12 protein-coding genes are annotated in these 14,841 nt (G+C 38.1%); 11 read left to right on the forward strand and 1 reads right to left on the reverse strand.

All coding sequences use genetic code 11. The features are described 5' to 3' along the window. Positions 1-11: 11 nt before the first annotated feature. Positions 12-2,972: a vWA domain-containing protein gene (locus R6U77_RS12910; RefSeq protein ID WP_319835942.1), complete on the forward strand. Its 2,961-nt coding sequence runs from the start codon at positions 12-14 to the stop codon at positions 2,970-2,972. A gap of 74 nt (positions 2,973-3,046) precedes the next feature. Here R6U77_RS12910 and R6U77_RS12915 read toward each other — a convergent pair whose 3' ends face one another. Then, positions 3,047-3,715: an ABC transporter ATP-binding protein gene (locus R6U77_RS12915; protein ID WP_319835943.1), complete on the reverse strand. Its 669-nt coding sequence runs from the start codon at positions 3,713-3,715 to the stop codon at positions 3,047-3,049. Positions 3,716-4,248: 533 nt separating this feature from the next. Between R6U77_RS12915 and comX the strand changes: the two genes are divergently transcribed. From comX to R6U77_RS12965, 10 genes are all read left to right on the forward strand, one after another. Continuing rightward, on the forward strand, positions 4,249-4,407 hold the full coding sequence (comX, locus tag R6U77_RS12920; RefSeq protein WP_319835944.1) for a competence pheromone ComX: 159 nt from the start codon (positions 4,249-4,251) through the stop codon (positions 4,405-4,407). Between the two features lie 3 nt (positions 4,408-4,410). Next, positions 4,411-6,630, forward strand: coding sequence for a sensor histidine kinase (locus R6U77_RS12925; protein ID WP_319835945.1), 2,220 nt, complete (start codon positions 4,411-4,413; stop codon positions 6,628-6,630). After that, positions 6,623-7,228 (forward strand): response regulator transcription factor, encoded by a 606-nt coding sequence (locus R6U77_RS12930; protein ID WP_293928584.1) that lies wholly within the window; start codon positions 6,623-6,625, stop codon positions 7,226-7,228. Before R6U77_RS12925 ends, R6U77_RS12930 begins: the two co-directional genes overlap by 8 nt. Positions 7,229-7,692: 464 nt before the next feature. Next, positions 7,693-9,030 carry a glutamyl-tRNA reductase gene (gene hemA, locus R6U77_RS12935; RefSeq protein ID WP_293928583.1) on the forward strand — a complete coding sequence of 446 codons (1,338 nt, stop codon included), beginning with the start codon at positions 7,693-7,695 and terminating at the stop codon, positions 9,028-9,030. A gap of 216 nt (positions 9,031-9,246) precedes the next feature. Beyond that, a complete protein-coding gene (gene ccsA / locus R6U77_RS12940) occupies positions 9,247-10,074 on the forward strand; it encodes a cytochrome c biogenesis protein CcsA (RefSeq protein ID WP_293928582.1) in 828 nt (275 codons plus the stop codon). 20 nt (positions 10,075-10,094) lie between these two features. Further along, positions 10,095-11,024 (forward strand): hydroxymethylbilane synthase, encoded by a 930-nt coding sequence (gene hemC / locus R6U77_RS12945; RefSeq protein ID WP_319835946.1) that lies wholly within the window; start codon positions 10,095-10,097, stop codon positions 11,022-11,024. Beyond that, positions 11,017-11,745: a uroporphyrinogen-III synthase gene (locus R6U77_RS12950; protein WP_319835947.1), complete on the forward strand. Its 729-nt coding sequence runs from the start codon at positions 11,017-11,019 to the stop codon at positions 11,743-11,745. Before hemC ends, R6U77_RS12950 begins: the two co-directional genes overlap by 8 nt. Next, positions 11,742-12,722, forward strand: a complete 981-nt coding sequence (gene hemB / locus R6U77_RS12955) for a porphobilinogen synthase (protein WP_319835948.1) — start codon at positions 11,742-11,744, stop codon at positions 12,720-12,722. The genes R6U77_RS12950 and hemB overlap by 4 nt, the downstream gene beginning before the upstream one ends. Before the next feature lies 1 nt (position 12,723). Further along, entirely contained in the window at positions 12,724-14,013 is a 1,290-nt protein-coding gene (gene hemL / locus R6U77_RS12960; protein ID WP_319835949.1) for a glutamate-1-semialdehyde 2,1-aminomutase, read from the forward strand. 476 nt (positions 14,014-14,489) lie between these two features. Further along, positions 14,490-14,813, forward strand: a complete 324-nt coding sequence (locus R6U77_RS12965) for a GNAT family N-acetyltransferase (RefSeq protein ID WP_319835950.1) — start codon at positions 14,490-14,492, stop codon at positions 14,811-14,813. Positions 14,814-14,841: the final 28 nt, after the last annotated feature.

Genomic DNA, 14,841 nt, shown 5'->3' on the forward strand with positions numbered 1-14,841 from the left:
GAGGGGGCTACATGGCTAACATGAAAAAAACATGGATTATCATCTTATGCTCAGCGTTACTTTTAGCAGGGTGGCTTCCATTAGCAGCTCCAGCGAATGCAGCGCCATCCATTTCGGATGTTGATAAAAATAGTGAAAAATATACAGCAGCGCAATGGGCCGTTGACCAAAAATTAGTTCAGCTTTCGGGAAGTAAGTTCCAGCCTAACGTTCTTGTAACAGAGCAGCAAATGCTACAAATGATTGCACAGCTTGATAAAAATTATCATTTCAGTTATGCACATGATATGGTGTACACATATTATGCCGATTTAAACATGCCGATTTATGGGGCAAATAATATGGGACGCCGCACTGCTAATGCAACGAGAGGGCAATTTGCTCGTCTATATGCGGCAATGAATAGCCTTGATTTATCAGAAGTGCAGGCAGTTCAATATTTATATACACATGAAATTACAAAAGGTTTAACAGGTAAGAAAACGTTTGATGATTATGCAGCAACAAAGGCGATTACACGTGGTGACCTTGTGACATTTTTATATCGTGCAGCAAAAAGTGGTGGCATTGCAATTGAAGGCTTAAGCGCAGCACCGTCTGGTAAGGACGACAGCAAAGTAACATTGCCATTAAATTTTGTTAGCTCAAACGGTACAGTAGAATTAAAGCCACCTTCAGATAAGAAGGAAAATGATAAATCTAATAATCCGAGCGCTTTTAAAGCCGTACAAAGCATTAATGTGGAAAAAGAGGAATTAGCAGCAAATGGCTTGGATGCAACAGCTATTCAAATACTATTAAAAGATAGCTATGGCAATGACATTCCATATGATACGACATTGCAATTTAAAGTAACATCAAAGGTTGGAGCTCGCATCGTCGAATCACCACCGACATCAGGCTCAAAGCCAGAGAAAAATGCAGGCAGTAGCACAACAACGATTTTCACTGATGGTGGTGAATTAAATGCATACATTATTGCACCAACATTAACAAAATCAGAAAAAGATTTAATTACATTTGAGCTTGTTAATAATAATGAAACAAAATTTGCCAGCTATCGCAATCAGCGCATCGAAGTGGAATTGCGCTATGTACCAAAAGCGGAAGTGCGCATTTCCTACGAAGTATATGATCCAGACCAGCCAAATGGTGGTGGCAGTGTCACACCAGGTCCAAAGCCATTACCAGCATTACCGGTAGGGAAAGTGGATGGCAGTACAGTACAAACAGTGCCATTTACACCGAATGGTATTATTGAAATCCGTGACTATGATACAGATGAATTAACATTTGATGGATTTAAATGGGAAAACTATACGAATTCATCAGGTCAAATTGTTAATGGTCGTGTTCGAGACGATGCGATCCAATATGGAAATGCAGAGCTACGCATGGATAATCAGCTTATTTCTGTATGGTTATTTGAACAAATTATAGAGCGCATGATTGATGAGTATGGAAGAGTAAATGCCTACTATACCATTAATAGCGAAGGTCGCGCGGTTTATAATTTACAAGATGTAATGGATGAGAGTTTTACAAGTCAATTTGAATCAAAAATCCATGCATTAATTGTTCATTTACTAACGTATTTCCCTAGAAACACAAATGATTTAACGATGGTTCACTATGACAGTGTAAAAGCAGTTAAGGCAATCTTTGATTCTTTAAGCAAGGCAGATCAAGATTATTTAGCGAAAAACTATAAAGATACAGTCGGGAATTTAAGTGGCTATAATGCAAAGGTAGACAGCTTAAAGGAAAGCCAAGAAATTGTGGAGCGTCCTGAAGGAATGGAGCGCTACACGAAAGTGATTGTTAATTTAGTAGCACCGGGTGGACGTGTCATTACGGACTATAAAGGAACAGCGGAAATTGAATTTAATGGACAACGTAAAGTTGTGTCATTCAATACAAACACGACAGATTATAATAAAGGAACGGGCTATGCAGGCTCAGCTGTTGGTTATTTTGATTCCATTGTCTATGGCTCATCAACAGCGACAGCAACATTGGTTTCATCTAATATTGATCCACGTTATCGCGAGATGTTTAGAGAGATCATTGGCGTGCCAACAAAGCAAAAAATCTTTACAAACTTTAAATTTACAAAAAACAAATGTACGCTTGCAACGGAAATAGCCTTCATTGTTGACCAATCGAGCTCAATGCGTAAACAAGATCCAAATAATTTTACAGCGGACAAAACAAAGCAGTTGATTCGTCAAATTGGTTCGAATAACAATATCGTTGTTCCGTTTGCTGCAAATCCAGGCTCAGTTGTAAAAGGTACAGCAACAAATATTGCCAATATGGAAGGCTTTATCTCCTATGATAAGCTGTCATCACGCAATACCAACATGGCACAAGCAGTACAGGCAGCACTTAACAACTATACAACAGACGATAAAGTTGCCAAGTCGATGGTATTGATTACAGATGGTAAAACATCGAATGCGCAGGTAGAGCGCATTATTGATAGTGCGAAAAAAGCAAAAATACAAATTCATACGATTGCTGTTGGACCAGCGAAAGATGTTAACACAGCAATCTTGAAAAAAATTGCTTCTGAAACAGGTGGTCAAAGCTATCATGCGACAGATGCAGAACGTTTGCACAGTGCATATCAAGCAGTAATTGATGCGATTTTATGTCAAACATTCGTATCAGATGCAAGCTGTGATACGAGCGCAGGTTTATTCAACGCTGCAACAGTCGATGTCACACGTTCAACAGTCATTATGACAGCTGAATTAAATGAAAACTGTACAAATGTAGCATCTGTACAAGTACGTTTTACCTCTGTTAACGGTGATGTCAACTACGACTTAATTGATCGTGGGCAAAATGTTTTCAAAGTAAGCCAATCAATTCGCAAATTTAATCGTTTTGATTTGTATAATGAAGTCATCTTCCGTGCATTTGACCAAAATGGTAATTTAATCACAGATAAAGAAGTGAAGCTATAAAAATAAGGCTGTCAGAAAGGTAGGCAAGTGCGCTACTTTTTGACAGCCATTTGTTTTGTATAGTTAATATCTATTCAATCTACCTGCACTAATTGTTTGTCAATTAGCTTGTATGTATAATCGCTAAGTTGCGCTGCTTCTTTATCACGTGTGGCCATAATAATCGTTTGTCCCTGATTTCGATAAAATGATAATAAATTTAATACTTCATAACATGCCTTTGCATCTAAATAGGCTGTTGGCTCATCAATAATAAGGACACTCGGATTACCAAGGAGCGCACGAGCAATTGCTACGCGGTATTTTTCTTCTGACGATAAATCTTCAGGAAAGCATTCAAATAATTCAGCATGAATGCCAGCTTGCTGTAATAAGGTTAACGCTTTCGGATATAATGTTTTTCTCGGCTCATCATGAATAAATGGTAAAATCACATTATCCATTATGGAATAATGCGGTAGGAACTTAAAGTTTTGATAGACAAAGCCAATATGTTTTCGGCGATAATTACTTCGAGCTTTATCGCTTAATTGATAAATTTGTATATTATCATATAATACCTCTCCAATAGTTGGCGCTAGTAGTCCTGCGACACAACCTAAAAATATTGTTTTTCCTGTACCGGCATCACCAATAATTGTGTACCATTTTCCTTTTTCAATCGTTAACGAGATATTATGTAAAATATTTGCCTGACTTGCTGGAGTAATAAAGGACTTGCAAAGGTTGCGAATTTCAATCATGATATTTACCTCAATTGTAATGTGATTTTTGATAGAATTATTTTTCCTATCAAATAGCTGCGTTTTGAAGGGTATATATTCTCCATGCTACTTTTAGCATAGCATGAATATTTAATTGATAAACCGACAATATTCCGCCAGCATACCGACTTTATACCGACAGGCACCGACATTTTTCTGTCGGTAACCGACAATATCCCGCCAAATTGCCAAAAAATAAAAAATATCTATATACATTGTCATAAAATTCGCTAAAATAATAAATGAGAAGAGGTTAACACAATGCAAGAGAATATCAAGCTAGCATAGCCCTATTAAAAGCAGTGTAGGAAAAAAATAGTCGCTTTAGAAAATAGTTTTAATGAGTAATTAGTAGCATTGATGCATAAGTTTATGATATGGCAGCAACGATAAAGCTTTTTAATTTTAGCTTTTGATATTGTTGATGTTTTATTGCAATCTATCGAAAGCATATGACAGCTTCTCATATAAAAACATACTTACTAAAAATGATGAAATGAGGCGGATTAATTATGATGAAAATGATTCAATTTTTACGCGACAACATGGATATTGCAAAATTATTACATGAAGGAAAAGTATCATTAGTAGGTGTTACAGCACAGGAGCAAGCAGCAATTATGGAAGCTTTTGAGAAGGAGATACATTCTGATACGATGTATTGGAAATAAAAAATGAAAAAGCACTATTTTATTTTTCTACTATATGTAGGGATTGCTATTTATTTATCTATTGTCGCTTATCATAAACCTTTAATTAAAATAGAGCTTCAGCAGCAAAATGAGCAATGGGCTGTTGAAGCTCCATATTATTCACAATGGGCAGCAGAGCAAGGCATTGAAGCAGGAGATATTATTTTAAATGTTGATAATATGCCCGTTAGTGAAATATCCTCAACTCTATATATTCATTCTATAAGAGCTGCAAATGAGCTGACGACTCAAAAGCAGGACGGTACAATAAGGAAGATTGAAATATTACATAAAGATTTGCCTGTGCAATTTTATTTACACGTTATCTTACCAATTATTTATTTTGTTTTATCTTTAGGAGCAGGCTTTTATCTATACAAAAGACAAAAAGATATTGCCAGCATGAAATGGCTGATTCTCTTTATTTTAACAATCGCATTAGCTTATTTAAGCAGCACAGCTTCTAGTAAACTTAATCTTCTAGGTGGTATTATAACAAATGGAGGAATTCTTCTTGCTCCATTAGTATTATTGCAATTTTTGCAAAACTATTATCGTTATTTACATATTAAGTGGACATTTATACAGCGCATTGAAATGTTATACATATTACCAGTAATAGGTGCTGTACTAGGTGGTGTTGAAATAGTCTATCCATTTTTAAGAAATACTACTTCTTTAATTATATTAACAACATCATTCTTACTCTTCGCTTGTTCATTATGGATATTACTACACGGCTATTATAAAACACGCATGATACAATTACGCTTATTAATTTTAAGCGTAATTTTGCCGTTTTTACCATTCTTATTGTTATTTGTCGTGCCTGAAGTAATTAGACAACGCCCAATTCTAGAGGCAGAATACAGTATATTATTTGTTCTTTTAATTCCATTTTGTTTTATGTTTTTACGTGTGTCAGAGCGCTTATTTGATATTCATTACTATATTACACGAACAAGCTATTATTTAGTCGTGACATCTGCTTTAACGATATGGCTGTGGCTAGGGCTATATTTCTTAATGGACAATGTGCCAAATGGAATACTTGTTGTTTTTTTATTTATTTTCATTTTGCTATTTTTCTATATAAAAGAAAAAGTAGATGCGAAATATCGAGATATATTATTTACGCCAAAGGGGAATACGATACGGCAGCTATCCAAAGTAATTGATCAAATGAGCATTGCTTATCGCGTAGAGGTGTTGCTTTCCATTTTAAAGGAGGAGGCAGCTAAGCATTTAGAAATTCAAAATATCAAGATTGTGAATAATGATGGAAGTAGCAGACCTGCTGAATGTGTTATGACAGATGAACAAATGCAGCAGCTGCATGCCGGAGAAATTATCAAGTTATCTAATGTATATGTAGCGCTTATTCATCAAGAGGCACGTATGCAAAGGCTATTACTTATTGAACATCAAGGAACAATCCGCTTAAAGGATGAAGAGCTTCTATGGCTAAAGCTTTTGTTGAAATATGCAGGAAGTGCTATTGAAAGCTTGAAAAAAATTGAAGAGCTATTGAGAGAATTGCAAAGCTTACAGCAAACAGCGGAGCAGGAGCCTATTTGGTTAAAGAAGCTCGTATGGCTAAAAGTAGAGCAGGAAAAATATTATGTAGCACAAGAGCTGCATGATACAGTATTACAAAATTTAACACACCTCACACGTGAAATAGGCTTGTTAGTAGAAGATGAAACAGCCGTTTCAGCACAAGAGCTGTATGAGCAAATGCATAATAATGTGCAGGATTTACGAGCCTATTGTGAGACATTGAAACCACCTGTATTAGACAAATTTGGTTTAACAGCAGCATTAAGTCAATTAGCCCAACAAGTAAGCAACAAAGCAAAATTCAAATTATGTACAACCTTTGAGCGTGTTTATTTACAGCATGAACAGCTACCTTTAGTCATTTATCGCATTGTACAGGAGCTGCTGAATAATGCCTTAAAGCATTCTGACGCAACAAAGGTAACACTTTCTTTACAGGAATTAGATGAAGGCTTTGAATTAATCTATGAGGATGATGGAATGGGCTGTGAGCTGGAACAAATGCTACAAACGGACTCTCTAGGTATAAGAGGGATTAAAGAACGAGTAGAGGCATTTAATGGCTATTGTCGTATCGAGGCAAATGTAAATGAAGGTGTATTTATTCATATTATCATAGAAGGGTCTGTGGAAGATGATTAAGGTGCTTATTGTAGATGACCATCCAATCGTGCTGGAAGGGTCAAAGCGATTAATGGAATCAGCTGACGATATTCATATCGATACAGAATTACAGGCGACAAACGTCGTGCATCAATTAGCTGAAAATGACTATGATGTTTATTTACTTGATGTGAATTTAGGGGAATCTGATGGTATTACTTTAGCGCAGCAAATTAAAGAGCACACAAAGGCACGTGTCATTTTATATACGGGGGATGACCCGACAAATTATTATTCACTTATTGTTGAAAAGAGGGTGGATGGGGTCGTGTCAAAAATGGCAACGCGCTTTCAAGTAATTCAAACAATTCGCGCGGCAATGCAAGGACTTATGTTAATACCAACAGATTTTCTCGATTACATTCATTTTAGTCGAGACGATATTGAATTGACAGCTAAGGAGAAAATGCTTCTTTCTTGGCTACAAGAAGGGTTAACAAATAAAGAAATGGCAGTAAAGCTGCATACATCTGTTCGTACAATTGAGCGTTATTGGTCACAGCTGTTTCAAGTGTTAGGTGCGACATCGCGCGAAGCGGTGCTTGACATTATTAAGGAGCAACGACTTTTAGAGTGAGAAGAGATTCAAAAATTTTATCATGTACCGGGGCATAACGATAGTATAATAGAAGTAGTCACTATCAAGTGACGTGCTATGCGGTTACATAAAAATGAAATGGCGCCAAAATAGATAAATCTATAAGGAAAGGAGTATAGGTGATGCAGGAGAAGAATGAAGAAATGGAAAAACAATTTAACTTTCATTCATTAAAAATTATGCAACTTGAGCATGATTTTAAGCTGCATTTACTCGCACATTAAAGCGAAAAATTAGCTGTTAAAGAAGGGGGAACAACTGCTTCTTTAGCAGCTTTTTATGTTAAGAGCATTGAAAAAGCGTAAAAAATTTGTTAAGCTTACATTAGAATGATTCTAAAATAGTAATTGTGTTCATAGCATGTTCACAAACAAGTAATGAAATTGCGTATATTTATGGTACAATTAAAAATATGAATTAGAACGTGTGAGGTGTGGGGGTTCATGCATACATTGGTCGTAGGCTTGAATTATAAAACAGCGCCAGTAGAAATTCGTGAAAAGCTATCGTTTATTGAGAGCGAAATACCGAATGCCATGGAGGCGCTACAACAACAAAAGAGCATTTTAGAAAATGTAATTGTATCAACATGTAATCGTACAGAAATTTACGCGGTTGTTGATCAATTGCATACAGGACGTTATTATATTAAACGTTTTTTAGCAGAATGGTTTCATCTTTCAACTGAACAATTTGAAGCACATTTATTTATTCATGAAGAGCAAGAGGCAATTCAGCACTTATTTAAAGTAACAGCTGGGATTGATTCGATGATTCTTGGTGAAACGCAAATTTTAGGGCAAGTGAGAAAAAGCTTTTTACAAGGGCAAGAGCTTGCGACAACGGGTACGATATTTAACCAATTGTTCAAGCAAGCCGTAACGTTTGCGAAGCGTGCACATAATGAAACAGCTATTGGAGAAAACGCTGTTTCTGTATCGTATGCGGCTGTGGAGCTTGCAAAGAAAATCTTTGGTTCATTAAAGAAAACCCATGTGGCGATTTTAGGCGCAGGGAAAATGGGCGAGTTAGCGATTCAAAATTTATATGGCAATGGTGTAGGAAAAGTAACGGTTATTAACCGTACATTTGAAAAAGCACAAGATTTAGCAGTGAAGTTTGAAGGTCAGGCTAAATCGATGCAAGAATTGCAATGCATGTTGTTGGAAGCAGATATTTTAATTAGCTCGACAGGCTCAACAAATTATGTTATTGATTATGAGCTAATGCAATATGTGGCACGTATGCGCAAAGGGCAGCCATTATTTATGGTTGATATTGCTGTGCCGCGTGATTTAGATCCTCGCATTGCGGATTTACCAAATGTCTTCTTATATGATATCGATGATTTGCAAGGCATTGTGGAAGCGAATTTGGCAGAGCGTGAGAAGGCGGCTGCTGAAATTACGCATATGATTGGTTATGAAGTCACAGAGTTTAAAGCATGGTTAGCGACATTAGGTGTAGTACCTGTCATTTCGGCATTACGTAAAAAAGCGAGTCGCATTCAAGAGGAAACGATGCTAAGCATTGAGAATAAAATGCCTGATTTAACAGAGCGTGAGCGCAAAATTTTAAGCAAGCATACAAAATCAATTATTAACCAGCTATTGAAAGAGCCAATTTTGCAAGCAAAGGAAATGGCGAATTCTTCAAAAGCGAATGAGCAATTGCAATTATTCCAAGCAATCTTTGGTATTGAAGATGATGTGCAGCATGAAATGGTAACACCATATGAAAGCAAAGCACAGGTTCAGCCAAAGCTGGCATTCGAATCTTAACATCACCATTAGCGTGATGGAAAATGACAAAAATTTCGTATCTGTATGCTAAAATAAAAGATAGGGAGGCTGTCGTGAAAGCAGGTTGACACTTGCCTTTTGCGACAGCCTTTCGTCTATTTTCGAAACATGTTATGATGCTATTAAATGCTGACTAAAAGGGTGCTTTTCAACAGGAGCCTCTTTGAAACTTTGATGATAAAAGAAGGGATACGCATGTCTGAAATGATAATGACGAGGATTTATGAATCAATTGTGATACTTTATGCAATTGGACTCGTCTTCTACTTTATTGATTATTTTTATCGGCGTATTCAAGCACGACGTATCGCATTTTGGTTCGTGTCGATTGTCTGGATACTGCAAACAATTTACTTTATCTGGTTTATTTTAGAGATGAAACGATTCCCTGTATTGTCTTTATTTGAAGGCGTTTATTTTTATGCGTGGTTGCTCACATCGTTGTCTATTATTTTGCATTGTGTTGTGCGCGTAGATATGCCTGTATTTTTTATGAATATGCTAGGTTTTGTCTTCGTTACCATTCATTTATTAGCACCAAACGATGTGGTTGAGCCTGTACGAACTTCGCTCATTTCAGAGGTATTAATTATTCATATTAGCTTTGCAATTGCCTCATATGCAGCGTTTACGTTATCGTTCGTTTTTTCGGTGCTCTATTTAGTGCTGTATCGCATTTTAAAGCAAAAAAAATTCAACCCGTTATGGTCACGCTTGCCGAATTTACAGCAAACGACGAGCTGGATGAGCTATTCGATGCTTGTAGGTATCCCTTTGCTATTCGTTAGCTTAGTGTTAGGATTAGAATGGGCGTTTTTATCAATTGACAAGTTTTCCATTATTGATGCGAAAATTTTAGGGTCATTTTGTATTGCCATTATTTATTTGGTTATTTTATTATTACACCGCAGCAAGAAAATGGTTAGTACAACATATGCATGGGCACAAATCTTTGTCTTTTTGCTCATTGTTATTAACTTCTTCTTAGGCAGTAAACTATCAACATTCCATTTATGGTATTAAGTGAAAGAGGTAGATTTTTAGTGAGAAAAATTATTGTTGGTTCACGTAAAAGTAAGCTTGCATTAACACAAACAAATTGGTTTATTAATGAATTGCGTGCTTCAGGTGCACCTTTCGAATTTGAAGTAAAGGAAATCGTAACAAAAGGTGACCGTATTTTAGATGTACAGCTGTCTAAAGTGGGCGGTAAAGGCTTATTCGTTAAGGAAATCGAGCAAGCATTGTACGACAAAGAAATTGACTTTGCAGTGCATTCGATGAAGGATATGCCTGCTGTGTTGCCAGAAGGCTTAGTGATTGGTTGTATTCCGCCACGTGAAGATGCACGTGATGCATTCATTTCAAAAGGGCATGTGAAATTTGCCGATTTACCAAAGGGTGCTGTTGTTGGCACAAGCTCATTGCGTCGCAGTGCACAGCTTTTACAAGTGCGACCAGATCTTGAAATTAAATGGATTCGTGGCAATGTTGATACGCGTTTAGCGAAGCTTGAAACAGAGGAATATGATGCGATTATTTTAGCAGCAGCGGGCTTAAAGCGCCTTGGCTGGAGCGATGATGTAGTGACAGAGTATTTAGATATTGATATTTGTTTACCAGCAGTTGCGCAAGGTTCATTAGGGATTGAATGTCGCGCAGACGATGTGGAGCTACTGGAGGCTCTTTCAAAGTTAACAGACGAGGCAACTTGGCAAGCAGCACATGCTGAGCGTACATTCCTTGCTGAAATGGACGGAGGCTGTCAAGTACCGATTGCAGGCTATGCCAAGGTTGATGGTGACAACATTACATTAACAGGCTTAGTCGCTGCACCTGATGCTTCTGTTACATACAAGGAAACGATAACAGGAACAGATGCGGCAGAAATCGGCAAAGAAGTAGCAGCGTTACTAACGAAGCAAGGAGCATTTGAGCTGATTCAACGTGTGAAGGCTGAGCAAGATGCATAGTAATGCCCCGCTTACAGGGAAAACGATTTATGTAACAGGCACACAGAAGGTACAGACGATTGCGCAGCTTGTTGCACAGTATGGAGGAGAGGTGCAAGCCTTTCCTCTCATTGCAGTACAAACGTGTGAAAGTGAAGAAGATGCTGAATGGCTACAGCGTCTACCCGCGTATGACTGGCTCATTTTCACAAGCCAAAATGCGGTAACAAGCTTTATGCAAAAGGTCAAGCATGTATCAAATCGCATTGCAGCTGTAGGGGCAAAAACAAAGGAAGCGCTAGAGCAGTATGGCTACACTGTGGATTTTGTCCCAAGCGTTTATAGTGCAGATGTGTTTGTGAAGGAGTTCCCACAAGTAATGGGAGAGGCGACTTGCCTTTTTTTACGAGGCAGCTTAGCAAAAACTACGATAAAAGATGCTTTATGCTGTGATGAATGGACGATTTATGAAACAGTGCCTACGACAGCGCATGTACAAGCAATGAAGGAAAGCTTATTACAAGCAGCAGAGCCGATTGTCGTTTTTGCGAGTCCTTCAGCGGTGCAAGTATATGCTGAACATATTGTCCCAACAATTGGCTGGCAGGACATAACCGTTGCTTCCATCGGCCATATTACAACAGCCGCTTTACAAAAGTACGGTGCAACTGTTACTGTACAGCCACAAACATACACAATGCAAGCAGTGATAGAGCAATTAATAGGAGGAATTACAAAGTGACACAATTACATTTCCAAAGACACCGCCGTTTACGCCAAAGCACAGGGATGCGTGCAATGGTAAAAGAAACGTATTTGCATAAGGAAGATTTCATTTATCCGATCTTTGTTGCGGAAGGGGAAAATATTAAAAATGAAGTGGCATCAATGCCAGGTGTTTTCCAGCTTTCTTTAGACAATTTAGGTGCTGAGCTAGATGAAATCGTAGCGCTAGGTATTCCAGCCGTTATTTTATTCGGCTTACCTGCTGAAAAGGATGCTATCGGCTCTGGTGCATATCACGATCATGGTATTATTCAAAAGGCAACACGTTATGCAAAGGAGCATCATCCAGAGCTTCTTGTTGTGGCAGATACGTGCCTTTGTGAATATACAGACCATGGACACTGTGGCGTTGTAGAAGGCGAGCAAATTTTAAATGACCCATCATTAAATTTACTAGCACAAACAGCGATTTCACAGGCGAAGGCTGGGGCTGATATTATTGCGCCATCGAATATGATGGATGGCTTCGTAGCGGCGATTCGCGCAGGATTAGATGAAGCAGGCTTTGCTCATATTCCGATTATGTCATATGCGGTGAAATATGCTTCTGGCTATTATGGCCCGTTCCGTGAGGCAGCAGACGGTGCGCCAAAGTTCGGCGATCGTAAAACCTATCAAATGGACCCATCTAATCGTCTAGAGGCGATGCGTGAAGCAGCATCTGACGTGGAGGAAGGGGCAGATTTCTTAATCGTCAAGCCAGCTCTTGCATACATGGATATTATTCGTGATGTGAAAAATAACTTTGCTTTACCTGTTGTTGCTTACAATGTGTCAGGTGAATATGCGATGGTGAAAGCAGCTGCTATCAATGGCTGGATTGATGAAAAAGCAGTTGTAATGGAAACACTTCTTGGTATGAAGCGCGCAGGCGCAGATTTAATTATTACATACCATGCAAAAGATGCCGCACGTTGGTTGGAGGAGAAATAATATGCGTTCATATGAAAAGTCAAAGCAAGCATTTAGCGAAGCCATTGATTTAATGCCAGGTGGCGTCAACAGCCCTGTTCGCGCATTTAAATCAGTCAATATGAGTTCGATTTTTATGGAATCTGGTCAAGGTGCAATCATCCGTGACATTGATGGTAACGAATATATCGACTATGTATTATCATGGGGACCATTAATTTTAGGCCATACGCATCCTGAAGTTGTCGCGGCGATTAGTGAACAGGCAGCAAAAGGGGCTTCATTTGGTGCACCAACTTTATCTGAAAATAAATTGGCAAAGCTAGTGATGGAGCGTTTACCATCGATTGAAATGATTCGTTTCGTGTCATCAGGTACGGAAGCAACAATGTCAGCATTACGCTTAGCACGTGGCTACACAGGACGTGACAAAATTTTAAAATTCGAAGGCTCTTATCATGGGCATGGTGATTCATTATTAATTAAGGCAGGCTCTGGTGTCGCAACACTTGGCTTACCAGATAGCCCGGGTGTACCAGCAGATGTTGCCAAGAATACATTAACAGTGGCGTACAATGATTTAGAATCAGCGAAATTAGTATTCGAAAAATTTGGCAACGAGTTAGCGGCTGTTATTTTAGAGCCTGTTGCAGGTAATATGGGCGTTGTACCTCCCCAACCAGGCTTCTTAGAAGGCTTGCGCGAGCTAACAACAGCACATGGCACATTATTAATTTTTGATGAAGTTATGACAGGCTTCCGCGTAGATTATGGCTGTGCGCAAAGCTATTACGGTATCACACCTGATTTAACTTGCTTAGGTAAAGTAATCGGTGGTGGTTTACCAGTAGGTGCTTTCGGTGGGAAGCGTGAAATTATGGAACAAATCGCTCCAGCAGGTCCGATTTACCAAGCGGGTACATTATCAGGAAATCCACTTGCGATGACAGCAGGCTATGAAACGTTAGTGCGCTTAAATAAAGAGTCATACGACTATTTCCGTAAGCTAGGTGATCAATTAGAAGAAGGCTTCCGCGTAGCAGCAACGAAGTATAATATTCCACATACAGTAAATCGTGCAGGCTCCATGATTGGCTTCTTCTTTACAAACGAGGAAGTGATCAATTTCGAAACAGCGAAAACATCTGATTTACAGTTATTTGCAGAATACTTCAAATTGATGGCAGAGGAAGGCATTTTCCTACCACCATCACAATTTGAAGGCATGTTTATTTCAACAGCACATACAGAGGAGCATATTGCTAAAACGGTGGATGCTTTCCATAAAGTATTTGCGAGATTAGCAAGATAATCTAAAGCGAAAATATGCTTTTGTTGTGAAGTAGTAAATTTTTAAATGCCAAACCACTTCTTATGAACTTACATAGGAAGTGGTTTTTAATTTTTGATGCAGCCAATTTTTATGAATTGGGAAATAAATATGAGAAAAGTTATTTCAATCAAAGGGAGTGACCAACCTCTCCAACAGGTGTTATAGATTTTGAAGAGGTTTCCTATGTAAACTTAAAAAATCTTGCTGTAATTATGCTAATGCGTAATTGATTTATGCTGTTAAAATGGATCATCCATGTATGCTTCTTCCTTTGCTAAAAAACCCAAGCCTTCTTCAAGCGCAATATTCCTTGTTCAATTTGTTGAAAGGTTAGGTTGGCAAAGCCTATTAATATTTTTGGATTAGTAGGCGCCGTGCCGATATATAAGTGACTACAAGGATAAACTTTGACGTGTTCTTCAAGGGCAAGTGCGATTAATTCCTCTTCACTATAAGTGCATTCAAGAAATAACGAATCCATTATTTTAGCAGCAAAAGTACAAAATGATTATGCGGGATTTGTCCAATTATTTCCGATATTTTCATCTGTTGCGCTGAAGCGAGCATATATTTTGAATGATTTATTTGTTGTGGAAAAGTATCGCAGAAAGGGGGTTACGGAACAATTAATGCAAGCGGCTTTCCGATTTGCCGAGGAACAGAATGCTCGCTATGTAACACTAGAAACAGCTATCACAAATGTTACAGCACAAGCGTTATATGAGAAAGTGGGTATGAAGGTGGAGGAGACAGTAAAACATTATATACGTTATTGGTAAAGGGAATTTTTCTCTCCTGCAAAACATA

The organism is Lysinibacillus louembei (assembly GCF_033880585.1).
Taxonomy (GTDB): domain Bacteria; phylum Bacillota; class Bacilli; order Bacillales_A; family Planococcaceae; genus Metasolibacillus; species Metasolibacillus louembei.

Excerpts from the sequence above, each read along its gene's own strand:
- R6U77_RS12910 (WP_319835942.1), top strand. The coding sequence starts at position 12 with ATGGCTAACATGAAAAAAACATGGATTATCATCTTATGCTCAGCGTTA.
- R6U77_RS12915 (WP_319835943.1), bottom strand. The coding sequence starts at position 3,715 with ATGATTGAAATTCGCAACCTTTGCAAGTCCTTTATTACTCCAGCAAGT.
- comX (WP_319835944.1), top strand. The coding sequence starts at position 4,249 with ATGATGAAAATGATTCAATTTTTACGCGACAACATGGATATTGCAAAA.
- R6U77_RS12925 (WP_319835945.1), top strand. The coding sequence starts at position 4,411 with ATGAAAAAGCACTATTTTATTTTTCTACTATATGTAGGGATTGCTATT.
- R6U77_RS12930 (WP_293928584.1), top strand. The coding sequence starts at position 6,623 with ATGATTAAGGTGCTTATTGTAGATGACCATCCAATCGTGCTGGAAGGG.
- hemA (WP_293928583.1), top strand. The coding sequence starts at position 7,693 with ATGCATACATTGGTCGTAGGCTTGAATTATAAAACAGCGCCAGTAGAA.
- ccsA (WP_293928582.1), top strand. The coding sequence starts at position 9,247 with ATGTCTGAAATGATAATGACGAGGATTTATGAATCAATTGTGATACTT.
- R6U77_RS12950 (WP_319835947.1), top strand. The coding sequence starts at position 11,017 with ATGCATAGTAATGCCCCGCTTACAGGGAAAACGATTTATGTAACAGGC.
- hemL (WP_319835949.1), top strand. The coding sequence starts at position 12,724 with ATGCGTTCATATGAAAAGTCAAAGCAAGCATTTAGCGAAGCCATTGAT.